Below are 21,208 nucleotides of genomic sequence, written 5' to 3'. Positions count from 1 at the left end.
CAAAGTCTGAGGCAAAAACACGCTTTGGTCTAGGTGCTAGTTCCACCGGATTTCCCCGTTGTTCGCCAGCAAACACGCGCTGACCGGTCGCGCACAGCTTCGGGGGCTTACAAGATGGCCCCTCGCGCCCTACGTTCTGGGGGTATCCACTCAGGAGCCCCCCAATGCTGGACACCAAACCACACCCGATCATGAATCGCTGGCCCGCACTGTTCCCAGACCGGATTCAGCTGTATTCCTTCCCCACGCCCAATGGGGTCAAAGCCTCGATCATGCTGGAAGAAACCGGCCTGCCATATGAGGCACACAAGGTCACCCTGTCGGACGCGGATGTCAAAAGCCCCGAGTTCCTGTCGCTGAACCCCAACAACAAGATCCCCGCAATCATCGACCCGGACGGCCCGGACGGAAAGCCCATTGGTTTGTTCGAAAGCGGTGCCATCCTGCTGTACCTGGCCGAAAAATCGGGCAAGTTTATTGGTCAGACCCAGGCAGACAAGCACCAGGTCACTCAATGGCTGATGTTCCAGATGGGCGGCATTGGTCCAATGTTCGGCCAGCTTGGCTTTTTCCACAAATTCGCTGGCAGCGAGATCGAAGACCCCCGCCCTCGCGAGCGATATGTGAACGAGGCCAAACGGCTGCTGAATGTGTTGAACCAGCAGCTTGAAGGGCAGGATTGGGTCGCCGGAGATTATTCGATTGCCGACATCGCCATCGCGCCCTGGCTGCGCGGACTAGATTTCTATGGTGCCAGAGAACTGGTCGGATGGGACGACCACACAAATGTAACAGCTTATTTGGACCGTTTTCTGGAACGCCCTGCCGTCCAGAAAGGTCTTGTAACGCCACCGCGGGACTGACCTCACAGTCCCTCGGACGTGATCGGGCTTGCGGCCACATTAAGCCGCAAGCCCAATTTCCAAGGGTTAAGTCAGCCTGGCAGCGTGCCAGTCAGCACATAGCGCAGAACCTCAACCACTTGCGAGGGTTGTTCGGCCACGGCTAGGGCTGCGGCGTCCACCTCTTTCAGCGCATGCTGATGATCGGGGCCGTGTAGGACGATGAGCGACTTGCCCAGCGCTGCCGCATAACCTGCATCAAAGGCAGCGTTCCACTGTTTGTATTTCTCACCAAACCGGACGACCACCACATCTGCATCCGCGATCCCTTTGCGCGTCCGGATCGCGTTGACCATCGCGCCCTTGTGGTCGTGCCAGTATTTGTTCGGCTCTTCGCCCAAAATAGCCACACCGCAATCGTCGCTGGCGTCGTGATCGGTGACGGGGCTGTTGAAGGTGATGTCCAACCCCTGTGCGCCGTCGATAATTTGCTCACGCCAATCGGTGTGAATTTCCCCTGATAGGTATACGTTCAAGCCCATGTCGACCTCCGGTATTGATTTGGAACCTACTTAAGGCGCATTTGCGGGAAGCCCAATCAAGAAAATCCAGAAACACTTATCCCAAACACGCCCTAATTCCCGTAGGTGAAACGAAAAACGCGCCCGGAAGCGCGTTTTTTTGAAGTCTTATGGCAGGGCCCCTATCCGCGCAACACACCGCCTGTGGCCTTGGTGACCTTGGCGATGATCTTCTCGGCCACCGCTTCGATGTCTTTTTCCTTCAGCGTCGCGTCGGTTGGTTGCAGGCGCACGGTGATGGCCAGCGATTTTTTACCCTCGCCCAGACTGCCACCGATGAATTCATCAAAGACACGCACATCCTCGATCAGCGCCTTGTCAGCACCGGCCGCGGCGTTGACCAGCGTCAGCGCCTCGACCCCCTCGTCAACGACAAAGGCAAAGTCGCGTTCAACCGCTTGCAGGTCACGCAGTTCCAGCGCAGCACGGGTGGCTCCGGATTTACGGGGCAGAGGCACCTCGTCCGGCCAAATCGTAAAGGCCATCGCCGGGCCTTTGATATCCAGCGCTTGCAACACACGAGGGTGCAACTCGCCGAAGACGCCCAGCACCTTTTTCGGGCCCAGACAGATTTTGCCGTGACGCCCCGGATGCCACCAGGCATCGCCGTCACGCAGGATCTGCACCTTGGCGGGTGCGCCAATGGCAGCCAGCACCGCCTCGGCATCCGCTTTGGCGTCGAACACGTCGACCGGGCGCGATGCGCCATGCACGTCCTTGGGACCATTACGACCAACCAGCAGACCGGTGATCTGCGTTTTTTGATCTCCCGGTTCGCCATCATGGAACACCGGACCGACCTCGAACAACGCCACATCCGCGTAGCCACGCGCCTGATTGCGGGCGGCGGCCTGCAACAGGCCGGGCAGCAGATCGGGGCGCATGTGGCTCATCTCGGTCGAGATCGGGTTTTCCAACTGCGTCGCTTCGTCCCCGCCACCAAACAAGGCCGCCGAGGCCTGATCGATGAAAGTGTAGGAAACGCACTCATTGTACCCCAGCGCTGCACACGTGCGCCGCGCCATCGACTGACGGCGTTGTGTCGGGGTCATCACCGGTTTCGGGATGCCATCGGTGATACGCGGCAGCGGTTTGCCCTGCAGCTTGGTCAGGGATGCAATCCGCGCGACCTCTTCCACCAGATCGGCCTCACCCATGATATCTGGGCGCCAGCTGGGAACATGCGCCATCTCGCCCTCAAGGCGGAATCCCAGACGAGTCAGGGTCTGGCGTTGTTCGCTTTCGGGGATTTCCATTCCGACCAGAGACTGCACCCGCTCGGCATCCAGTTTAAAGGCGCGCGAATGATCCGGCGCTTTGCCCGCTTCCACGACCTTGGACACTTCGCCACCGCAGATATCCAAAATCATCTGCGTTGCCTGCTCCAACCCTTCCAGCGTGTATTCCGGGTCTACCCCACGTTCGAACCGATAGCGCGCATCCGAATTGATTTTTAAAGCCCGCCCCGTCAGGGCGATCTGCACGTGATCCCAGAACGCGCTTTCCAGGAAGACATTCACTGTTTCTTCGGTACAGCCGGTTTCCTCACCGCCCATGATACCGGCAATGGATTCCGGGCCTTTGTCGTCGGAAATCACCATCATGCCAGGCTGCAGAGTGTATTCTTTCTCGTCCAGCGCAACCAGCTTCTCACCACCCTTGGCGCGATGTACCCGCAGATTGCCGTGCACTTTGTCCGCATCGAAGACGTGCAGCGGGCGATTGTGGTCAAAGGTCATATAGTTGGTGATGTCCACCAGCGCCGAAATCGGACGCAGACCGATGGCCTTCAACTGATCCTGCAGCCATTGCGGGCTGGGTCCGTTCTTAACGCCCTTGATCAGACGTCCGGTGAAATGGGGCGCGCCGTCCAGCGTATCCTCATCAATCGTCACCTTGATTGGGCTTTCGAAATCACCCGGCACCGGAGTGTAGTCACGCTGTTTCAACTTACCAATGCCACGCGCGGCCAGATCGCGGGCAATCCCTTCGACGCCCAGCGCATCGGGGCGGTTCGGGGTGATCGCGATCTCGATCATCGGATCAACCTTCGACGGCTCATTCTCAGCCAGCCAGTCGATGAATTTGTCACCGACCTTGCCCGAAGGCAGCTCGATGATGCCGTCATGCTCATCCGACAGCTCCAACTCACGCTCGGATGCCATCATGCCATAGCTTTCGACGCCGCGGATCTTGCCGACGTTGATGGTCAGGTCCAGACCGGGGATATACATGCCTGGTTTGCAAACCACGACGGTGATCCCTTCACGCGCGTTGGGGGCACCGCAGATGATCTGCAATTCACCCTCATCGGTGTCCACCTTACAGACGCGCAGCTTGTCGGCGTCGGGGTGTTTCTCGGCGTGTTTCACATAGCCCAGCGTAAAGTCCTTCAGCCGGTCCGCCGGGTTCACGATCTCTTCGACCTCAAGGCCCAGATCAGTCAGCGCCTCAGCAATCTCATCCACCGAAGCGTTGGTGTCGAGGTGGTCTTTCAGCCAGGAAAGAGTGAATTTCATCGGTCGGTTTCCGCCAGTAAATCTCGGGTCAGACCGCGTTTACCGGATAATGCGCAGAGGGGAAAGAGGGCGCGTAGAACCGCCGCGCCTACTCTGCGGTCACTGTGTTGGCAACGCTGTCCGATCCAGCAAACACCGCCAGAATCCGCGCGATCCCGTCGCCGGTATTTTCACCTTCGTGGGGTGAGCGGAAGGCCTCGACCAACGCATCACCTTCCTTGTAGGTCCGGCTGCCCGCATCGCCGTAATCAACGGTGATCTCACCTTCCAGGATATAGGCCGCCAGCGGTGCTTCGTGACGGTGCAGGCCGGTTTTCTGACCAGGCTGCATGGTGACGATGGCCATGGTGATCTGCGGGGTACCATCGGGATATTCCAGCGCCTCGCCAATGACCGAAGTTTCGGTCTGCAGCAGCACGTCAACCGGCGGATAGATGTCACGCGCAAAGGCGGGTGCGGCGGCAAGGATCAGGGCGAAGGGCAAAAGCAGTTTCATGCGGCAAGGAATCCCGTGTCAGATCGTTTCGCCTTACAGGAAAGGGGGCATGCGGCGATGTCAAACAGTTCAGGGATAGCTCGGGACGCGGCCCAGCAATTCATCCAACTGCCGCCCGATCCAGCCATGAGGGATGAAATGCCCGCCCGGATGCGTGTCCAGCACCACCTGCCCCTGCGCGCAATCGGTCCACTCCATTCGGCTGAGCGTCAGGATCGGCACCACGCTCCAATCCCCACGCGGGGTCGCGTCGTGGCATCCATATTTCTGCCGCCACAGCGCCACCGGATAGGTGGTGTCGCCATCCGCGCCATAGGGGAAATCCATCACCGTATCGCTAAGGCCATGCACATGACGCACCTCGCGCGGGGCCTGCGGGCACTCCTCAGTCTGGCGGATGCTGCCCGCAACGGCTAATAGCGCCGCCGTGTCATTGCCCGACTGGCAGACATAGCGCCACGCCATCGCACCACCAAAGGAATAACCCGAGACATAGATGCGCTCCGGGTCAATGGGATAGCGTTTGGCCACGTCCTCAAGCACCCCATCGGCAAAGGGCACGTCGCCGGTGTCCGATGTCCAGAAATCCCAGCTTTTGCCCAATCCGTTCGGCGCCACCAGAAGCACGCCGCGCAGCTTCGTGGCCCCGGCTATGCGTTCATGGTTCACCACCACGGTCCCCTGCCGCGCCCAGCCATGGAAATGCAGCAAAACGGGCAGAGGCGTTTCGCCATCCCACCCATCCGGCTCCAACACATGATACGAACGGTCGCCGACCTGACAGGCGGTATCGCCGTGACAGGTATCCACGGCAGCGGCTTGGGTGGCGGTCAGCAGGAAGAGGCAGAGCAGTCGGTAAATCATCCGTCGAACCCTAGCGAGCCTGCGCCCGCTGTCACGTCACAACCCCGTGGGAGATTGTGACAAGCCGCGCTGTTGCCAGACCGCGGGATGGCGATCAACCGGTTGTAGTGGATATTTTTTCTTGGCCAAGCCCGTGCATCGTTCAAATTGAGTGCCTGCGGGGACAAATCGCCAGCCTGTGCGGGCGGTCTGGCGATAGCGCGGCGGCCTATCGACCTTTGCTTCGCGCTTCTGTCTGTTTGACCGCTACCTGTACTTTCTTGATCTGCTCAAGTTCTTCACGCTCTTGTCGAAATTGGATTCCATACCGGATGTATCCCACCAACAGGCCAGGGTAGACAAAAACAATAAGCGCAAAGCCTAGTATCCCTAAGACGACCCCGAACGCTAACATGGCGGGTACCACGGTGGGCACAAAAGACAACAATACAGGACCAATAAACAACGCAACAATCCACCGTACCGGAGCGCTCGCTATTCGGTCACTCCACCAATCGAAGTAGCCTGCTAGATATACCCCAAGCAGATACACTTAGCGGCTCAAGCCACCATGCAGGTTTGGCATATCCAGCGCCGCAAACCCGTAGTGGCGCAGCCAGCGCAAGTCGGAATCAAAGAACGCCCGCAAATCCGGAATACCGTATTTCAGCATCGCCAGACGGTCGATGCCGATACCAAAGGCAAAGCCCTGATAGACCTCGGGATCGATGCCACCGGCAGCGATGACCTTGGGGTGGACCATGCCCGAGCCCAGAATCTCCATCCAGTCGTCGCCCTCGCCGATCTTCAGCTGCCCGTTATCCCAGGAACAGCGGATATCGACCTCGGCCGACGGTTCGGTGAAGGGGAAGTGCGAGGCGCGGAAGCGCAGTTCGACGTCGTCGACCTCGAAAAACGCCTTCACGAACTCTTCCAGAACCCATTTCAGGTTCGCCATCGAGATGTCTTTGTCGATGGCCAGCCCTTCGACCTGATGGAACATCGGCGTGTGGGTCTGGTCATAGTCGGCGCGGTATACGCCGCCCGGACAGATGACGCGGATCGGCGCGCCCTGTTTCTCCATCGAACGGATCTGCACCGGAGACGTATGGGTCCGCAGCACATGCGGCGGGCGGTTATCGCCCTCGGCGCGGTGCATATAGAATGTGTCCATCTCGGCCCGCGCGGGGTGGTGGCCGGGGATGTTCAGGGCGTCAAAGTTGTACCAGTCGTCTTCAATGCGCGGCCCTTCGGCCACTGAAAAGCCCAGTTCGGCAAAGATCGCGGTCAGTTCCTCGGTCGCCTGGCTGATTGGGTGGATCGAGCCCTGACGGCGCGCGCGGGTCGGCAGGGTGACGTCCAGCCATTCGGTGCGCAGACGCTCATCCAGTGCGGCATCGGCCAGCGCGGATTTCTTGGCGGACAGGGCCGAGTTGATTTCGTCCTTCAGGGCGTTCAGCGCCGGGCCTGCGACCTGCCGCTCCTCGGGCGTCATTTTACCCAGCTCGCGCATCTTCAGCGCGACCTCGCCCTTTTTGCCCACGGCGGCGACGCGGATCGCCTCAAGCGCGTTTTCGTCGCCTGCTTCGGCGATCTGCCCCAGATATTTTGCCTTAAGATCGTCCATCACGCTTTCCGAACTGGCCCCTGAATTTGGTCCAGAACCTGCTATCGGCCAATCCGGATGAATGCAAGCCGCACGGTGCGGATCAATAGCTGTATTCCGGGAACACCCGCGTCAGATCGCCATTCCAGTCGCCATTGTAGTGATCCAGCAACTCATCCGCCGGAACCTTGCCGGTTTCGATGCTGTCCTTCAGCGCGTTGAGGAAATGCGTCTCATCCGGGACCAGGCCACCTGCACCGGGGAAGGCACGGGATTTCAGACCGGCCTCGGAAATCGAGACCACCTCGCGCGCCAGATCGTGCATGTTGATGTTGCCGACTTGTGCCTGCAGCCCGTCCTTCGCGGCCTCGACACGCAATGCCTCGCGAGTTTCCGCGTCCCAGCCTTTGACCAGATCCCAGGCTGCATCCAATGCACCCTGATCATAGGTCAGGCCAACCCAGAACGCAGGCAGCGCACACAGGCGTCGCCAGGGGCCCCCATCAGCGCCGCGCATCTCCATGAACTTCTTGATCCGCGCCTCGGGGAAGGCCGTGGTTAAGTGATCGGCCCAATCCGACAGGGTCGGCGTTTCACCCGGCAGCGCGGGCAGTTTGCCCTGCAGGAAGTCGCGGAAGGACTGTCCTAACGCGTCGATATACTGACCGTCGCGATAGACGAAATACATCGGCACATCCAACGCGTATTGGACCCAGCGTTCGAACCCGAACCCGTCCTCGAACACAAAGGGCAGCATCCCGGTACGCGCATCGTCGAGATGCTGCCAGATATAGCTGCGCCAGCTTTTCTGGCCGTTGGGTTTGCCATCGAAGAACGGAGAGTTGGCGAACAGTGCCGTGGCCACCGGCTGCAAGGCCAGCGCAACGCGCAGTTTCTGCACCATGTCGGCCTCGGACCCAAAGTCGATATTGACCTGAACCGTGCAGGTCCGGCGCATCATCGACCGACCCATGGTGCCGACTTTCTCCATATAGTCGTTCATCAGCTTGTAGCGGCCCTTGGGCATCAGGGGCATATCGTCGTGCGACCACGTTGGCGCGGCACCAAGACCGATGAAGCCGACGCCGATCTTGTCAGCAATATCCTTCACGTCGCGCAGATGCGCGTTCACTTCGTCACAGGTCTCATGGATGGTTTCCAAAGGCGCACCCGACAGTTCCAACTGTCCACCGGGTTCGAGCGAGACATTGGCGCCGTCTTTTTGCAGGCCGATCAGCTTGCCGTTTTCTTCCAGCGGCTCCCAATCGTGCAAGTCGCGCAGACCTTTCAGAACGGCCAGAATCGAGCGCTCGCCCTCATAGGGCAGCGGCTTCAGCGTGTCTTTGCAATAGCCGAACTTTTCATGCTCGGTCCCGATGCGCCAATCCTGCTTGGGCTTACAGCCCGATTCCAGATATTCGGCCAGTTGCTCATGGCGTTCGATCGGTCCGCCGCCGGACTGGGGGATGGACATGAACCGTTCTCCGATCCTGATGTGTCTGTCGTTCGGTCTTTCGTGGTCGGAAACCGCGCCAGTGTCAATGCAGCCTGAGATGCGCCGGACGCGAGGGTGTACGTTCCCAGATCACCACCTGGTGTGCGGTGCCACTGTTCAGTTCCGCCAGCATTTGTTCGGTTTTTAGCCCCGGCAGCGCCGAGAAGACATCGAACAGCGCCTCGGCCCCTTCGGCATTCACAGGAATGTGAAGCACCGGCTGACCCGGTTGTTCCAGCACCCAGTGCGCAGGCGACGACGTCGGGTCCAGCGCCAGACGCTCAATTTCACGCGCGGCGACCATGCCGCCGTCCAACGGGCCCAGATAGGTGATCTGGCCTTCGTCAATGGTAACTACGCCCGGTCCACCGGCCCCGGTGCGGAAGCGGGCACGCTGAATGCCGATGACCGCAAGCGCGACTGAGACCAGAACCAGCACCCAGCCGAGCCATCCCAGCAACCCACCGGGGCCGCTGATCCAGCTGAGCCCCACCAGCAGGACAGCCCCCGCCACCAGCACTTCGCGCCAGCGCCACAGGGTCAGTTTGGCTTCGGGTCGGATGAAACTCATGCCGTGTCCTCGGGGTTTGTGAACAGGATCAGTGAATACTGCCCCGCCGGTTGAAATCCGATTCCGATATAGGCACGCGCGGCGGAATCGGAAGCCGCGAACAGAACTGCACGGGTCACTCCGGCTCGGCACGCCTCAAGCAGATGCAGCGCAACCGCTAAGCGGGCGTAGCCATGGCCGCGCAGGTTGGGCGGTGTATAGACGCCGCCGATTTGTACAATCTCGGGCAGGCGGGCGTTGAATCCGGTCATGGCAACCGGCTGTCCGTCGATCAGCAGAACCCGGTGAGAATCGCGGGCTGTATACGCCAGATAATCCTCGCCCGCCTGTTTCTGCGCGCGTTCTGGATCGAAATCCATTGCCTCGATCAGGTAACGTTCACGCCACCCTTCAGTGACCGCCTTGTCGACTTCACCCAAGGGCACAAGCTCAGCGCCCTCGGCATCGGGCAGCACAAGCTGTTTCAAATCCAGCGAGAAACCCGGCTCATCACTGTTCAGCGTCGCGGGGCGACCTTCCCACCCGGCTAGCCGCATGATCTTTCGGGCCTGTCCCGCTTCGGCGGCCAGACCGAACAGCTTGCGGCCGCGGATCAGAGCAATCGCGTCCGCAAGCTCTGGATCGGAACAGTCGGGACATTGCGGCAGGACCATGCCTTCGTTGGTGATGCCAAACACAGCCCGCGGTTCGTCGCCCAAAACCCACATGTTCATGGCGCGCGGGTGAGACCCACACAAACCATGATCCCGCAGATTGGCCAACGGGAACATCGAGGTCTGAATATGCTGCGAAAGAAATGCGTCGATCTTTGGCGCATCAGCGGCTTGCGCTAATTGCCATGTCACGACCAATCCCCCAGCGCCTGCTGCCACATGGTCAACGCCGCAACGGCCGCCGTATCGGCGCGCAGGATACGCGGGCCCAGACTGACCACATGGGCAAAGGGCAAGCCAACAAGACGCGTGCGTTCACGATCCGAAAAGCCGCCCTCGGGGCCGATTAGTATGGCCCAGGGCTGCCCCTTCTCCTGTGCCGCCAAGCGCAGAGCCGACCCAACTTCGGCCTCGTTACAAAACATCAGCTGACGGCCATCGGGCCATGCATCCAGAACACGGTCAAGCCGTTGTAGATCGGCGACCTCGGGCACGAAGGTGCCTCCGCATTGCTCGGCGGCCTCAACCGCGTGGGCTTGCAGGCGGTCCTGTCGGATACGTTCGGAATTGGTGAACTCGGTCTGCACGGGCAGGATCCGAGCCGCACCCATTTCCGCCGCCTTTTCAACGATGAAATCAGTGCGCGCCTTTTTGATCGGCGCGAACAGGAACCACAGATCGGGCGGCATTTGCAGCGGCTTGGTCTGTTCCACACAGGTCAGAACGCCACCGCGCTTTCCCGCTTCGGCAACATCGGCCAACCACTCTCCGTCCCGGCCATTGAACAGGGCCACGTGGCCGCCCACAGCCAGGCGCATGACACCGAACAGGTAATGGGCCTGCTCGCGCGTCAAATCAACGGATTGCCCCTGACCCAGAGGGTGCTCTACATACAGTCTGATCTTTGCACTCATGAGGCCTTACATATGCAAGGCAACGCCCCAACACCAGACGGTCAGGTCGCCGATGCCGTATCCGGCAACTGGGTCGACACCCACGCGCCTGAATTCACCCGCCCCTATCTGCGCCTCAGCCGCGCGGACCGGCCCATCGGTACGTGGTTGCTGCTAATTCCGTGCTGGTGGGGTCTGGCGCTGGCGATCCTTAGCGACGGCAATCCCAGGTGGGAGGATCTGTGGATCGCCATCGGCTGCGCCCTTGGCGCATTCCTGATGCGCGGAGCAGGCTGTACGTGGAACGACATCACCGATCGCGAGTTCGACGGGCAGGTGGAGCGCACACGGTCACGCCCGATTCCATCCGGTCAGGTCAGTGTGCGGCAGGCGGTGATCTGGATGGGCCTACAATGCCTGATGGCGCTGGGGATTCTGCTGACATTCAATCAGGCCGCCATCGCCATGGGCGTGCTGTCGCTACTGCCGGTGACGATCTATCCATTTGCCAAACGGTTCACATGGTGGCCGCAGGTGTTTCTGGGGCTTGCCTTCAACTGGGGCATCCTGTTGGCCTGGGCCGCGCATACGGGCACGGTCAGTGCGCCTGCAATCATATTGTATTTGGCTGGTATCGCCTGGACGCTGTTCTATGACACGATCTATGCCCATCAGGACGCAGAAGATGATGAGCTGATTGGCATCAAATCCACCGCCCGTCTGTTTGGCACCGATACAGGGCGCTGGCTGAAGTACTTTCTGGTGGCAACGGTTTTCCTGATGGGTCTGGCCATTATCGACGGGGCGCTGGCACAAGCCTCAATCATGTCTTTGGCCGTGGCCTTGGCCGGGCCATGGGCGATGGGCTGGCACATGGCTTGGCAATTGCGCGGGCTGGATCTTGAGGATAACGCGAAGCTGCTGCAATTGTTCCGCGCCAATCGGGACACCGGCCTTATTCCGCTGATCTTCCTCTGCGTCGCACTGTTGCTCTGATTGCACCTTGGCGCGGGGCTAGGTAAGAGTTCGCACATTCGCCTGAGGAGTCGTTAACCCGCACATGCGTTTGCCCTATATCTTTGCCGTAGCCTTTATCTTCCTCGTGTCGGCTGGCCTTTGCCTGTTGGCGGCCAGCTTTGCAGTGACCAAGGTCGAAGAGTCCTCTGAATTTGCCGTGCGCCGTGCGCTGGACCTGAAGGGGCACGATTGGGCCGAGGTGTATTCCGACGGGTTGCGCGTTGTGCTAACGGGCACTGCCACGGATGAGGCCACCCGCTTTAACGCCCTGACCGCAGCCGGGACCGAGGTCGATACCTCGCGTGTGATCGACGAGATGAATGTGGCGCCGACCTCGCAACTGGCCGCCCCCCGGTTTTCCGCTGAGATTTTGCGCAACGACAGCGGGATTTCTGTGATCGGCCTGATCCCAGCCAGTCAGGACCGCGAGGCACTGGTGGAGCGGCTGCGTGATCTGAGCGATGGCAGCCAAGTGTCAGACCTGATGGAAACCGCCGATTACCCCAAGCCAAAAGGCTGGGACACCGCGATCACCTATGCCGTCGAGTCGCTGACCAGCCTACCCCGCGCCAAGATCTCGGCCAGCCCGGGTCTGGTCAAGATCACCGCAATTGCCGACAGCCAGCAGGAAAAGGAACGGCTGGAACAAAGCCTTACCCGTGCCGCGCCGCCCAGCCTGCGGATCGGCCTGGCGATCTCGGCCCCGCGCCCGGTGATCACGCCTTTTACGTTGCGGTTTTTGATCGACGAAAATGGCGGCCAGTTCGACGCCTGTTCGGCGCAAGACGAAAAAGCCCGCGATGCCATTATTGCCGCAGCGAAAGAGGCCGGTCTGAGCGCCACCTACTCCTGCACCATCGGATTGGGCGTACCCTCGCCACGTTGGTCTGACGCCGCCACGCTGAGCATTCAGGCGCTGGCGGATCTGGGTGGCGGATCGGTTACGATGTCGGATGCGGATATCACGCTGGCAGCGGCGCAGGGCACCGATGCCGGGACCTTTGATCGCGTGGTGGGCGAGCTTGAAAATGCGCTGCCTCCGGTCTTTGCCCTGCACGCGATCCTACCGCCCCCGGAAACCGATACCGTGTCCGGCCCCCCCGAATTCACCGCCACACGCAGCCCCGAGGGGTTGGTGCAGATACGCGGACGGCTGGGCGACGACACCCAGCGCGACATGGTCGACAGCTATGCCCGCGCTGCCTTTGGGTCGGAACAGGTCCACACCGCAACCCGCATTGCGCCCGAAGGGCTGCCGACGGGCTGGCCCGTGCGCATTCTGACCGGGCTTGAGGCGCTAGCCCAACTGCATAACGGTGCTTTGACGGTGACGCCGGATGATCTTGAGTTGTCCGGTGTCAGCCATGACCCCGACACAAAGGCGCAGATCGCGGGTCTGTTGTCCGAGAAGCTGGGCGACGCACAGGAATTCACCCTGTCGATCACCCATCAGGAACCCCCCGAACCCGCCGACAAACTGCCTGATCCCGAAGTTTGCGAGGAACGCATCGCCGAGGTTCAGGCGGGCACCAAGATCGCCTTTGAACCTGGCTCGGCCACTGTTGCCACCGACTCGCGCGATACCGTGAACCAGATTGCTGACATCTTGCGCGAATGCGGCCCCATCAGGCTTGAGATTCAGGGCCACACCGACAGTCAGGGCCGGGAAGAGATGAACCAACAACTTAGCCAATCGAGGGCGCAATCGATCCTGAACGAGCTGCGCGCGCGCCGGGTGCCCACCGCCAGTTTCACTGCCATGGGATACGGGGAAACGCAGCCCATTGCCGATAACGACACCGAAGAAGGCCGCGAAGAAAACCGCCGGATCGAGTTCCGCCTTATCCGGCCCGAACCGATTGAGAACCCGGAAACCGGGCTGGACGCGATCGAGGCGGAAATGATCGAGGGCGAACAGACGGACAATACCGCCTCAGACGCGGATGCAGGGGACCAGTAAGTTGAACAGAATCGAATTCATCATCGCCACCGCCATTATCCTGTTCTCGGCCTTTTGCATGGGCTGGTTCGCCAACTGGCTGGCCCATCGCCTGTCACGCGTGCGCCAAAGTGACGTGGCCGATCTGGACCGCATGAGCCAAGAGCTGCACGAGGCCGAAGAAACCCGCGATCAGGCGATCACCTACCTGCAACAGCGCGAGGCCGAACTGACCAATCAACTGACCCAGGCCGAGGCTGAACTTGCCGCCGCCATGGACGGTCTGCGGGCCGCCCGACAAGAGGCCGAAGAACTGCGTGGACGTATCAACAACGCAGATTGAGGAACCGGATTTTTCGCTCTGATTCCGGTTACATTGCTGTAGGGTCGTCCCAAACGTGAGGGCGATCCATGTCAAATCAAACAGTCAAATTCGAACAGTTCAGAGACCTGCACTTTGGGTCCAAGGCTTTTGTCATGCCCAACCCCTGGGACGCGGGCTCGGCCCGGTTGCTGTCCAATTTGGGCTTTGAAGCCTTAGCAACAACCAGTGCCGGCTATGCGTTCACAAAAGGCAAACGCGACTCTTTTGCTGACCTAAGCAGGGATGAGTTGCTGGACAATGCCTCAGACATCGTCAAAGCGGTTCCCCTGCCCGTTTCTGCTGACCTTGAGGCGGGCTTTGGGCATGAGCCTGGGGCCTGCGCCCAGACCATTCGCATGGCGGCGGAAATCGGTCTGGTTGGCGGATCGATCGAAGACGCGACAGGCAATCCAGATGCCCCGATCTATGATCTGCACCAATCGGTTGACCGCATTCAGGCTGCTGCAGAAGTCGCGGCAGGCTTGCCTTTCCTGTTGACCGCAAGGGCAGAGAATTACCTTTGGGGCCGCGCGGACCTGGGTGACACGATCAAACGCTTGCAGCTGTTTTCCGAAGCAGGCGCTGCCGTGTTGTACGCCCCCGGTCTGCCGGATTTGGACGCAATCAGAACCGTGTGCCGCGAAGTCGACAAACCGGTGAATGTGGTGATGGGACTCAGCGGACCTGTCTATTCCGTATCCGAACTTTCCGACGCAGGCGTTCGACGGATCAGCGTCGGCGGGTCATTTGCGCGCGCTGCGTTTGGCGCATTGAAGCGGGCGGCTGACGAAGTGAAATCAAAAGGCACCTTCAGCTATTCGGCGGATGCGATCCCCGGCGAAGAACTTAACAGGCTTTTGAGTTGAGATTGGACGGTCACATTCTGTGCACGGCTGGCAATGTCACCAGCGGGTCAGCGCGTCTTCGTCTTCGTCCTTGGCGTCGACCCATTGCGCGCCGGAATTGGTGATTTCCTTCTTCCAGAAGGGCGCGCGGGACTTCAGGTAATCCATCAGGTACTCCGCCGCCTCAAACGCATCCTTACGGTGCCGCGCGGCCGTGGCGACCATCATGATCCGGTCCCCCGGTGCCAGCCGTCCGTGGCGGTGGATCACCAGCACATCGCCTAAAGACCAGCGCTGCTGCGCTTCTTCGGCAATCTTGGTCAAGGCCCGTTCGGTCATGCCGGGGTAATGCTCTATCTCCATCACATCCAGATCGCCCGAGGCCAGATCGCGCACAACACCGGTGAAGGTCACAATCGCCCCGTTGGCGTCGTCACCGGCGGCAAAGGCATTGGCCTCAGCCCCCAGATCGAACTCTTCTTCCTGAACCGCGACGCGCATTTTAGCCGCCTGTCATAGGTGGGAAAAACGCCACCTCGCGCACACCGGTCAGCGAGGCGTCAAAGTCCGACAGTTCCTGATCCAGCGCCACCCGCAGCGCGGAAAGGTCGGCAAAAGCTGCGGCATAGCGGTCCTCGCGCGCGCTGAGTTCGGCAACCAGATCGGAAACCGTTGCGGCGTCGGTCTCGACCCGCTCTTTCGGCAGACCGATTCGTTCGCGGACCCAGGCGAAATACAGCACGTCCATCGCTTAGCTCTCCTTCAGATGGGGCATGGCTTTACGTAGGTAGTCATAGCCGGTGATCAATGTCAGCGTCGCAGCAATCCACAACAGCCACAGCCCAACGCGGCCTGACCAGAACATCCCCTCCAGATGCCAGCGCAGGTGGTTCACGTCCTCAATCTGCCCGGTCAGAGCCTGATCAATCAATTCCGGGTTCATCCCGAAAGAGCCCATCACGAAATTATGCTCAAAGATACCCTGCGAAAACAGCACCGCAATCGCCACCATCTGTGCCGTGGTTTTCCATTTCGCCAGCTTCGTCACCTTCAGCGTTCCGGCCGTGTCGCCCAGATATTCGCGCAGGCCTGACACGAACACTTCGCGGAACAAGATCACGGTGGCGGGCAGCACCAGCCACGGCGTCCAATGTTCGGCTGAATAGCCCACAAGGATCATCAGCGCGATCACCACCATCGCCTTGTCGGCAATCGGGTCCAGCATGGCCCCGATCTTGGTTTCTTGTTTCCACGCGCGGGCCAGATAGCCGTCGAACCAGTCGGTGATCGCCGCTGTTAAAAACAGGATCAGCGCGAACCAGTCCGCATAGGGTCGGGTAAAATACAGAAACATCACGGCCAGACCGGGGGCTGCAATAAGGCGTAGCACGGTCAGGATATTGGGCAGGTTCCACTTCATGGTTTGGACATTACATCGCTGGTTGCAGACATAAAAGACGGCACCGCAAAAAACGGTCCCGGTCACAGGCAGTTGCGGCACGGTTGGTCAAAGGGTCGCAAGCTGGAACTCTCAGCCAGATACCCCCTTGGCGCGCGATCCCTTTACGGTCAGATTGGCGCGGTTTCCACGTGGCAGAGCAATGACAACACATATTCAAACCGATCCCCGATCAAACCTGATCGGCAGCGCCTGGATGATCTCGGCCATGGCGCTGTTCGCGTTAGAGGACGCGCTGCTCAAGGGGGCCTCGGCCACGTTACCTATATGGCAGATTCTGTTGTTGTTCGGCGCGGGCGGAACAGTGGTCTTTGCGATTGTCGCGATCGTACGCGGAACACGATTGTTTCACCCCGATGTGCTGTCGCGACCGATGAAAGTGCGCGTGCTGTTCGAAATCTTCGGGCGGCTGTTCTATGTGCTGGCGATCACTCTGACGCCGTTGTCGGCGGCCACGGTAATCTTGCAGGCCACGCCTCTGGTCGTGGTGGCAGGTGCGGCGCTGTTCTTTGGCGAAACGGTCGGCTGGCGACGGTGGAGCGCCATCCTGATTGGCCTGATCGGTGTGGTGGTGATCATCCAACCAACCGGAGACAGTTTCACGGCCCTGTCCATTCTGGCCGTGCTGGGGATGCTGGGTTTTGCCGGGCGCGATCTGGCCAGCCGGGCCGCACCGGCCACACTGGGAACCGAGGTGCTGGGGTTTTACGGCTTTCTCTGCATCATCGTCGCCGGGCTGGCCTATCGGTTCTGGGAAGGCGCACCAATGGCACCTGTGGACCTGCACACCAGCCTGCATGTCGGCGGAGCCGTCCTGATGGGAACAGCCGCCTACGCATCGCTGATGAAAGCCATGCGGACGGGCGAAGTTTCGGCCGTCACGCCGTTCCGCTATTCCCGCCTGCTGTTCGGTGTCGGCCTGGGCGTAGTTATGTTTGGCGAAAGGCTGGATCAGACCATGTGGATCGGTAGCGGGCTGATCGTGGCCTCGGGGCTTTATATCCTGTGGCGCGGACGGCAAGTTTAGCCCTTGTCGTGGAAGAAGTCATAAACCTTCTGCGCCAACCCGGCTGAGATACCGTCCACCGCCTTGAGATCGGCCAAGTTGGCCCGGCTGACCGCCTTGGCACTGCCGAAATGGGCCAGCAAAGCGCGTTTGCGCGCCGCGCCCACGCCGGGGATCTCGTCCAACGGGGTCGCCCCCACGGCTTTGGCGCGCTTTGCCCGGTGGGTGCCAATGGCGAACCTGTGTGCCTCGTCCCGCAAGCGCTGAATGAAGTAAAGCACCGGATCGTTGCGTTTCAGGGCAAAGGGGCGTTGGCCGATGCGATGGAATTCTTCCTTGCCGTGATCCCGATCGACACCTTTGGCGACACCCACCATCGGGATATCCTCGACGCCGTGGGTTTGCATAATCTCATGCACAGCACTGACTTGCCCCGCACCGCCGTCGATCAGCAACAAATCGGGCCACAGCCCCTTTTCGCGATCCGGGTCCTCTTTTTGCAGGCGGGTGAAGCGGCGATTCAGAACCTCTTTCATCATGCCAAAATCGTCACCGGGGGTCAGATCATCGCCGCGAATATTGAACTTGCGATAGGCGTTTTTCATGAACCCTTCGGGGCCAGCCACAATCATGCCGCCCACAGCATTGGTTCCCTGTATGTGGCTGTTGTCGTAAACCTCGATACGGTCGGGTGGAGTGTCCAGATCGAACGCCTCGGCCACACCACGCAATAGCTTGGCCTGTGTGGCGCTCTCCGACATTCGCCGCGCCAGCGATTCACGTGCGTTGCGCAGGGCACCGGCGACCAGTTCCTGCTTTTCGCCGCGCTGAGGCACCAGAATCTCCACCTTGCGCCCGGCCTTCTCGGTCAGCGCCTCTTGCATCAGATCGGCGTTTTCGATGGCATCCGACAGGATCAATTGCCGGGGCGGTTCCTTGTTGTCGTAGAACTGACCAAGGAACGCCTCCATCACCTCGGCCGGGGACACGTCCGGCCCTACACGAGGATAGAAATCCTTGTTGCCCCAGTTCTGGTTGGCCCGGATGAAAAACACCTGAACGCAGGCTTGACCACTGTCCATATACAGGCCGATCACATCCGCCTCGGCCACGCCGCGCGGGTTGATGCCTTGAGACGTCTGCACCTGCGTCAGCGCCCGGATACGGTCACGCAGGCTGGCGGCACGCTCGAACTCCATCGCCTCGGAGGCGGCCATCATCTGTTCGGCCAGTTCCTCCTGCACCTTGGTCGACCGGCCCGACAGAAAACGTTCCGCATCCTTGACGCTTTCGCGGTAATCCTCCTCGGAGATCAACCCGACACAAGGCCCTGAACATCGCTTGATCTGATACAACAGGCAGGGTCGTGTGCGGCTATCGAACATGGAATCCGAGCAGTTGCGCAGCAGGAAGGCCTTTTGCAGCTGGTTCAGTGTCCGGTTCACCGCCCCTGCATTTGCAAAGGGTCCGAAATAGGCGCCCTTTTCTTTCTTTGCCCCACGATGTTTCTTGATCTGCGGAAAGGAGTGGTCTTTGGCCACCAGAATATTCGGGAAACTTTTGTCGTCCCGCAGCAGCACGTTGTACTTGGGCTTGAGCTGCTTGATCAGGTTCTGTTCCAGCAGCAGTGCCTCGGTTTCGGTCCGCGTGGTCAGGAACATCATCGAGGCGGTTGCCGCGATCATCCGTTCGATCCGTCCAGAATGGCCGGGGCGCGCATAATTCGACACCCGCGCCTTCAGGTTTCGCGCCTTTCCGACATACAAAACCCGGCTGTCACCATCCAGCATCCGATACACACCGGGTGAGCTGTCCAGCGTTTTTACATAGCGCTGAATGATGGCATAGCCGGTGGGCTGAGCGTTCGATGTTGGGTCGTCTTGGATGGTCATGGGCCTGAGATATGATTCTCTGACCATGGCTGCAATCTTGTGCCTTTCAGATCAAGAGAAAACAAATCCACGGTTTCTGTGGATAACTGTGGAGATAAGTTTCCGGGCATCGCGAATTTCCCTTGTTTCATTAAGGATTCCTTGATCTGCACAAAAATTAGGCAGCATTTTAACTTGTTGTTTTTAAACGAAACTATTTCCTACACATGACAAGTGTATGAAAAAAAAGACATTTTTGTAACGTGCAGGTAACAGGAACGCGAGCGGTGCAAAACTTACGGCAGAATTACTTATTCTACGCCCAGAACATCCGGTGTCTGCCAGCCCAGATGTTGCCCGCCATCCACGCATAGCAGCTGTCCAGTCACCGCATGCGCGTCCAAAAAATAGCCCAGCGCGGCGGTGATATCCGACGGGTTCGCGCCCCGCTCGAGAACTGTGTTGGCGCGCTGTGCCTTGAAGTGGTCTTCGCTCTGGCGATGGCCCTGCATGGTGGGGCCCGGCCCGATGGCGTTGACGCGGATCGCAGGAGTCAGCGCCTGCGCGGCGGTACGGGTCAGCGCCCACAGGCCCATCTTTGCAATGGTGTAGGACATGAACTCGGGGGTCAGCTTGCGCACGCGCATGTCGACCATGTTGACGATCAATCCGGTGGCCCGGGGCTCTCCGGCGTCGTCCGTGTCGGGCGTCAGCCCTTGCTCGGCCATCGCCTGCGTCAACACAAACGGCGCGCGCAGGTTGCTGTCCATGTGACGGTCCCAGCTTTGCCGCGTGGCCGTGTGAATGTTGTCATATTCAAAGATCGAGGCATTGTTGACCAAACAGGTGATCGGTCCGCCCAGCGCCTTGGCCGCGCGGGGCAGCAGGGCGCTGACTTGTGCCTCATCCAGCAAATCGGCCTGCAGGGCGACCGCCTTGCGCCCCAGCGCCTGAACCTCAGCCACAGTTTCCAGCGCGGGTTGTTCAGAGGTGGCATAGTGTACCACCACATCATATCCCCGGCGCGCCAGGTACAGCGCCATGGCCCGGCCAAGGCGAATTCCGGCACCGGTCACTAAGGCTCGGGTCATGAATGATCCCTCTTCGTCACGTTACGCCAACAAAACGATGACATAGACCGCGTAGAGCAGAGTCAACACAATGCCCCAGGCGCGCGTGATGTCCCGCTTGAAAAACACGAACGGGATCAGCAACAGCGACGCGCCCAACATGACCCACAAGTCAAATTCAAGGAATTCCGGGTCGACGGGAATAGGGCCAACCAACGTGGCAATCCCGACAATGGCCAGCAGGTTGAACATGTTTGACCCGATCACATTGCCCAGCGCCACATCCGCCTGACGCCGCAGCGCCGCCATCACCGTGGTGGCCAATTCCGGCAGGGATGTTCCCACGGCAACCAGTGTGAGGCCGATCACCGTTTCGCTGACCCCATAGGTGCGCGCAATGACGGTCGCGTTGTCGACAAGAAGATGCGCGCCCATGGGCAGACCGATCAGGCCCAACACCAGGTAGACCGAAACCTTCCAATAGGCCATGTTGGGATCAGCCTCTTCCAGACCTTCCAACTCATCATCGTCGGCACAAGCCTCACCACAGGCCTTGCGATGCGCATAGGCCTCGCGGAACGCATTCCACAGAACAAGAGCCAGCGCAGCCAGCAGAATGGCCCCGCTGAACATGTTGAACACGCCACAGAATGCCAGCCCGATGAACAGAACCGAAGCGAGCAGCATGAAAACATAGTTCTTGCGACTGTCGCATTCGCTGGTGTGCAACGTGGCCAGCAAAGCAGGCAGGCCCAGAACCAGCAAGATATTCGCCGTGTTCGACCCGACCACGTTGCCCAGCGCAATCCCCGGCGCGTTCTCCTTGATCGCGCTGATCGCAATCAAAAGTTCGGGCGCTGATGTGCCAAAGGCTACGATGGTCAGGCTAACGATCAATGCAGGCACGCCCATGCGCAGGCTCAGGTTTACCGCACCGCGTACCAGCGCATCACCCGCCAGCAACAAGATCAGCAATCCAAGGCCGGATAACAGCCATGCCGTCATGTCCGGCCTCCTTTTTCGCAGGCGCAGGGGCCTTTGCCGATCCTGAACCGCCCGCAGCGCGGACATCTTGACGATTGCAGCCTCTTTTGCCCTGGAAAGCGCAGCTTTCCGAACATCGCCAGCACACCCATGG

Annotated in this window: 21 protein-coding genes; 6 read left to right on the top strand and 15 right to left on the bottom strand. The window is 60.0% G+C overall.

From position 1 onward, the window contains the following. Positions 1 to 164 precede the first annotated feature (164 nt). The gene (locus ACR0AJ_RS20620; protein WP_480648080.1) at positions 165 to 863 is read left to right on the top strand and encodes a glutathione S-transferase family protein; all 699 of its coding nucleotides are present in this window, start codon (positions 165 to 167) and stop codon (positions 861 to 863) included. A gap of 71 nt (positions 864 to 934) precedes the next feature. On the opposite strand, the gene ACR0AJ_RS20615 is transcribed toward ACR0AJ_RS20620, so the two are convergent. From ACR0AJ_RS20615 to ACR0AJ_RS20575, 9 genes are all read right to left on the bottom strand, one after another. After that, complete coding sequence (locus ACR0AJ_RS20615; protein ID WP_170397082.1) at positions 935 to 1,384, bottom strand: YtoQ family protein; 450 nt, start codon at positions 1,382 to 1,384, stop codon at positions 935 to 937. A gap of 161 nt (positions 1,385 to 1,545) precedes the next feature. Next, positions 1,546 to 3,942 (bottom strand): phenylalanine--tRNA ligase subunit beta, encoded by a 2,397-nt coding sequence (pheT, locus tag ACR0AJ_RS20610; protein ID WP_170350727.1) that lies wholly within the window; start codon positions 3,940 to 3,942, stop codon positions 1,546 to 1,548. 88 nt (positions 3,943 to 4,030) lie between these two features. After that, positions 4,031 to 4,438, bottom strand: a complete 408-nt coding sequence (locus tag ACR0AJ_RS20605; protein WP_480741813.1) for a cupin domain-containing protein — start codon at positions 4,436 to 4,438, stop codon at positions 4,031 to 4,033. A gap of 69 nt (positions 4,439 to 4,507) precedes the next feature. Further along, entirely contained in the window at positions 4,508 to 5,302 is a 795-nt protein-coding gene (locus tag ACR0AJ_RS20600) for a CE1 family esterase (RefSeq protein ID WP_480648076.1), read from the bottom strand. Between the two features lie 532 nt (positions 5,303 to 5,834). Beyond that, entirely contained in the window at positions 5,835 to 6,908 is a 1,074-nt protein-coding gene (gene pheS / locus ACR0AJ_RS20595) for a phenylalanine--tRNA ligase subunit alpha (protein ID WP_170327268.1), read from the bottom strand. A gap of 82 nt (positions 6,909 to 6,990) precedes the next feature. Continuing rightward, positions 6,991 to 8,361, bottom strand: a complete 1,371-nt coding sequence (locus ACR0AJ_RS20590) for a glutamate--cysteine ligase (RefSeq protein ID WP_170377854.1) — start codon at positions 8,359 to 8,361, stop codon at positions 6,991 to 6,993. Positions 8,362 to 8,425: 64 nt separating this feature from the next. Continuing rightward, positions 8,426 to 8,953, bottom strand: a complete 528-nt coding sequence (locus ACR0AJ_RS20585) for a hypothetical protein (protein ID WP_170350731.1) — start codon at positions 8,951 to 8,953, stop codon at positions 8,426 to 8,428. Continuing rightward, positions 8,950 to 9,798 carry a GNAT family N-acetyltransferase gene (locus ACR0AJ_RS20580; protein ID WP_170350732.1) on the bottom strand — a complete coding sequence of 283 codons (849 nt, stop codon included), beginning with the start codon at positions 9,796 to 9,798 and terminating at the stop codon, positions 8,950 to 8,952. The genes ACR0AJ_RS20585 and ACR0AJ_RS20580 overlap by 4 nt, the downstream gene beginning before the upstream one ends. Beyond that, entirely contained in the window at positions 9,795 to 10,520 is a 726-nt protein-coding gene (locus tag ACR0AJ_RS20575) for a 16S rRNA (uracil(1498)-N(3))-methyltransferase (RefSeq protein WP_480648068.1), read from the bottom strand. The genes ACR0AJ_RS20580 and ACR0AJ_RS20575 overlap by 4 nt, the downstream gene beginning before the upstream one ends. Before the next feature lie 12 nt (positions 10,521 to 10,532). Here ACR0AJ_RS20575 and ubiA point away from each other — a divergent pair, with 12 nt between their 5' ends. The 4 genes from ubiA to ACR0AJ_RS20555 all read left to right on the top strand — a co-directional run bounded on the left by ubiA (position 10,533) and on the right by ACR0AJ_RS20555 (position 14,685). Beyond that, the gene (gene ubiA / locus ACR0AJ_RS20570) at positions 10,533 to 11,495 is read left to right on the top strand and encodes a 4-hydroxybenzoate octaprenyltransferase (RefSeq protein ID WP_170350734.1); all 963 of its coding nucleotides are present in this window, start codon (positions 10,533 to 10,535) and stop codon (positions 11,493 to 11,495) included. A gap of 64 nt (positions 11,496 to 11,559) precedes the next feature. Next, a complete protein-coding gene (locus tag ACR0AJ_RS20565) occupies positions 11,560 to 13,476 on the top strand; it encodes an OmpA family protein (protein ID WP_170350735.1) in 1,917 nt (638 codons plus the stop codon). 1 nt (position 13,477) lies between these two features. Continuing rightward, entirely contained in the window at positions 13,478 to 13,798 is a 321-nt protein-coding gene (locus ACR0AJ_RS20560; RefSeq protein WP_058281823.1) for a hypothetical protein, read from the top strand. Positions 13,799 to 13,866: 68 nt separating this feature from the next. After that, positions 13,867 to 14,685 carry an isocitrate lyase/PEP mutase family protein gene (locus tag ACR0AJ_RS20555; protein ID WP_170350736.1) on the top strand — a complete coding sequence of 273 codons (819 nt, stop codon included), beginning with the start codon at positions 13,867 to 13,869 and terminating at the stop codon, positions 14,683 to 14,685. A gap of 36 nt (positions 14,686 to 14,721) precedes the next feature. Here ACR0AJ_RS20555 and ACR0AJ_RS20550 read toward each other — a convergent pair whose 3' ends face one another. Genes ACR0AJ_RS20550 through pgsA form a run of 3 tightly spaced genes read right to left on the bottom strand, consistent with a single transcriptional unit; the run spans position 14,722 to position 16,084 of the window. Next, positions 14,722 to 15,165 (bottom strand): molybdenum cofactor biosynthesis protein MoaE, encoded by a 444-nt coding sequence (locus tag ACR0AJ_RS20550; protein ID WP_170350737.1) that lies wholly within the window; start codon positions 15,163 to 15,165, stop codon positions 14,722 to 14,724. 1 nt (position 15,166) lies between these two features. Then, positions 15,167 to 15,412: a molybdopterin converting factor subunit 1 gene (gene moaD / locus ACR0AJ_RS20545; protein WP_170350738.1), complete on the bottom strand. Its 246-nt coding sequence runs from the start codon at positions 15,410 to 15,412 to the stop codon at positions 15,167 to 15,169. A 3-nt stretch (positions 15,413 to 15,415) separates the two neighbouring features. Then, positions 15,416 to 16,084: a CDP-diacylglycerol--glycerol-3-phosphate 3-phosphatidyltransferase gene (gene pgsA / locus ACR0AJ_RS20540; protein WP_170350739.1), complete on the bottom strand. Its 669-nt coding sequence runs from the start codon at positions 16,082 to 16,084 to the stop codon at positions 15,416 to 15,418. Between the two features lie 181 nt (positions 16,085 to 16,265). Between pgsA and ACR0AJ_RS20535 the strand changes: the two genes are divergently transcribed. Continuing rightward, complete coding sequence (locus tag ACR0AJ_RS20535) at positions 16,266 to 17,150, top strand: DMT family transporter (protein ID WP_170412566.1); 885 nt, start codon at positions 16,266 to 16,268, stop codon at positions 17,148 to 17,150. Here ACR0AJ_RS20535 and uvrC read toward each other — a convergent pair. The 3 genes from uvrC to ACR0AJ_RS20520 form a co-directional block, all read right to left on the bottom strand. After that, on the bottom strand, positions 17,147 to 19,021 hold the full coding sequence (gene uvrC, locus ACR0AJ_RS20530; RefSeq protein WP_170350772.1) for an excinuclease ABC subunit UvrC: 1,875 nt from the start codon (positions 19,019 to 19,021) through the stop codon (positions 17,147 to 17,149). The two genes, ACR0AJ_RS20535 and uvrC, sit on opposite strands and share 4 nt — an antisense overlap. A gap of 290 nt (positions 19,022 to 19,311) precedes the next feature. Beyond that, complete coding sequence (locus ACR0AJ_RS20525; RefSeq protein ID WP_170350741.1) at positions 19,312 to 20,091, bottom strand: SDR family oxidoreductase; 780 nt, start codon at positions 20,089 to 20,091, stop codon at positions 19,312 to 19,314. A 21-nt stretch (positions 20,092 to 20,112) separates the two neighbouring features. Continuing rightward, positions 20,113 to 21,075: a calcium/sodium antiporter gene (locus tag ACR0AJ_RS20520; protein ID WP_170350742.1), complete on the bottom strand. Its 963-nt coding sequence runs from the start codon at positions 21,073 to 21,075 to the stop codon at positions 20,113 to 20,115. Positions 21,076 to 21,208 lie beyond the last annotated feature (133 nt).

It is taken from the genome of Ruegeria sp. CJ9 (assembly GCF_056536625.1).
The sequence above is the reverse complement of the archived record's forward strand: the minus strand, read 5'-3'. Positions and strand labels throughout refer to the sequence as shown.

What these genes read in the sequence shown, in the direction of transcription:
- ACR0AJ_RS20620 (WP_480648080.1), top strand. Translation starts at nt 165, where the DNA reads ATGCTGGACACCAAACCACACCCGATCATGAATCGCTGGCCCGCACTG.
- ACR0AJ_RS20615 (WP_170397082.1), bottom strand. Translation starts at nt 1,384, where the DNA reads ATGGGCTTGAACGTATACCTATCAGGGGAAATTCACACCGATTGGCGT.
- pheT (WP_170350727.1), bottom strand. Translation starts at nt 3,942, where the DNA reads ATGAAATTCACTCTTTCCTGGCTGAAAGACCACCTCGACACCAACGCT.
- ACR0AJ_RS20605 (WP_480741813.1), bottom strand. Translation starts at nt 4,438, where the DNA reads ATGAAACTGCTTTTGCCCTTCGCCCTGATCCTTGCCGCCGCACCCGCC.
- ACR0AJ_RS20600 (WP_480648076.1), bottom strand. Translation starts at nt 5,302, where the DNA reads ATGATTTACCGACTGCTCTGCCTCTTCCTGCTGACCGCCACCCAAGCC.
- pheS (WP_170327268.1), bottom strand. Translation starts at nt 6,908, where the DNA reads ATGGACGATCTTAAGGCAAAATATCTGGGGCAGATCGCCGAAGCAGGC.
- ACR0AJ_RS20590 (WP_170377854.1), bottom strand. Translation starts at nt 8,361, where the DNA reads ATGTCCATCCCCCAGTCCGGCGGCGGACCGATCGAACGCCATGAGCAA.
- ACR0AJ_RS20585 (WP_170350731.1), bottom strand. Translation starts at nt 8,953, where the DNA reads ATGAGTTTCATCCGACCCGAAGCCAAACTGACCCTGTGGCGCTGGCGC.
- ACR0AJ_RS20575 (WP_480648068.1), bottom strand. Translation starts at nt 10,520, where the DNA reads ATGAGTGCAAAGATCAGACTGTATGTAGAGCACCCTCTGGGTCAGGGG.
- ubiA (WP_170350734.1), top strand. Translation starts at nt 10,533, where the DNA reads ATGCAAGGCAACGCCCCAACACCAGACGGTCAGGTCGCCGATGCCGTA.
- ACR0AJ_RS20565 (WP_170350735.1), top strand. Translation starts at nt 11,560, where the DNA reads ATGCGTTTGCCCTATATCTTTGCCGTAGCCTTTATCTTCCTCGTGTCG.
- ACR0AJ_RS20555 (WP_170350736.1), top strand. Translation starts at nt 13,867, where the DNA reads ATGTCAAATCAAACAGTCAAATTCGAACAGTTCAGAGACCTGCACTTT.
- ACR0AJ_RS20550 (WP_170350737.1), bottom strand. Translation starts at nt 15,165, where the DNA reads ATGCGCGTCGCGGTTCAGGAAGAAGAGTTCGATCTGGGGGCTGAGGCC.
- moaD (WP_170350738.1), bottom strand. Translation starts at nt 15,412, where the DNA reads ATGGACGTGCTGTATTTCGCCTGGGTCCGCGAACGAATCGGTCTGCCG.
- pgsA (WP_170350739.1), bottom strand. Translation starts at nt 16,084, where the DNA reads ATGAAGTGGAACCTGCCCAATATCCTGACCGTGCTACGCCTTATTGCA.
- ACR0AJ_RS20535 (WP_170412566.1), top strand. Translation starts at nt 16,266, where the DNA reads ATGACAACACATATTCAAACCGATCCCCGATCAAACCTGATCGGCAGC.
- uvrC (WP_170350772.1), bottom strand. Translation starts at nt 19,021, where the DNA reads ATGACCATCCAAGACGACCCAACATCGAACGCTCAGCCCACCGGCTAT.
- ACR0AJ_RS20525 (WP_170350741.1), bottom strand. Translation starts at nt 20,091, where the DNA reads ATGACCCGAGCCTTAGTGACCGGTGCCGGAATTCGCCTTGGCCGGGCC.
- ACR0AJ_RS20520 (WP_170350742.1), bottom strand. Translation starts at nt 21,075, where the DNA reads ATGACGGCATGGCTGTTATCCGGCCTTGGATTGCTGATCTTGTTGCTG.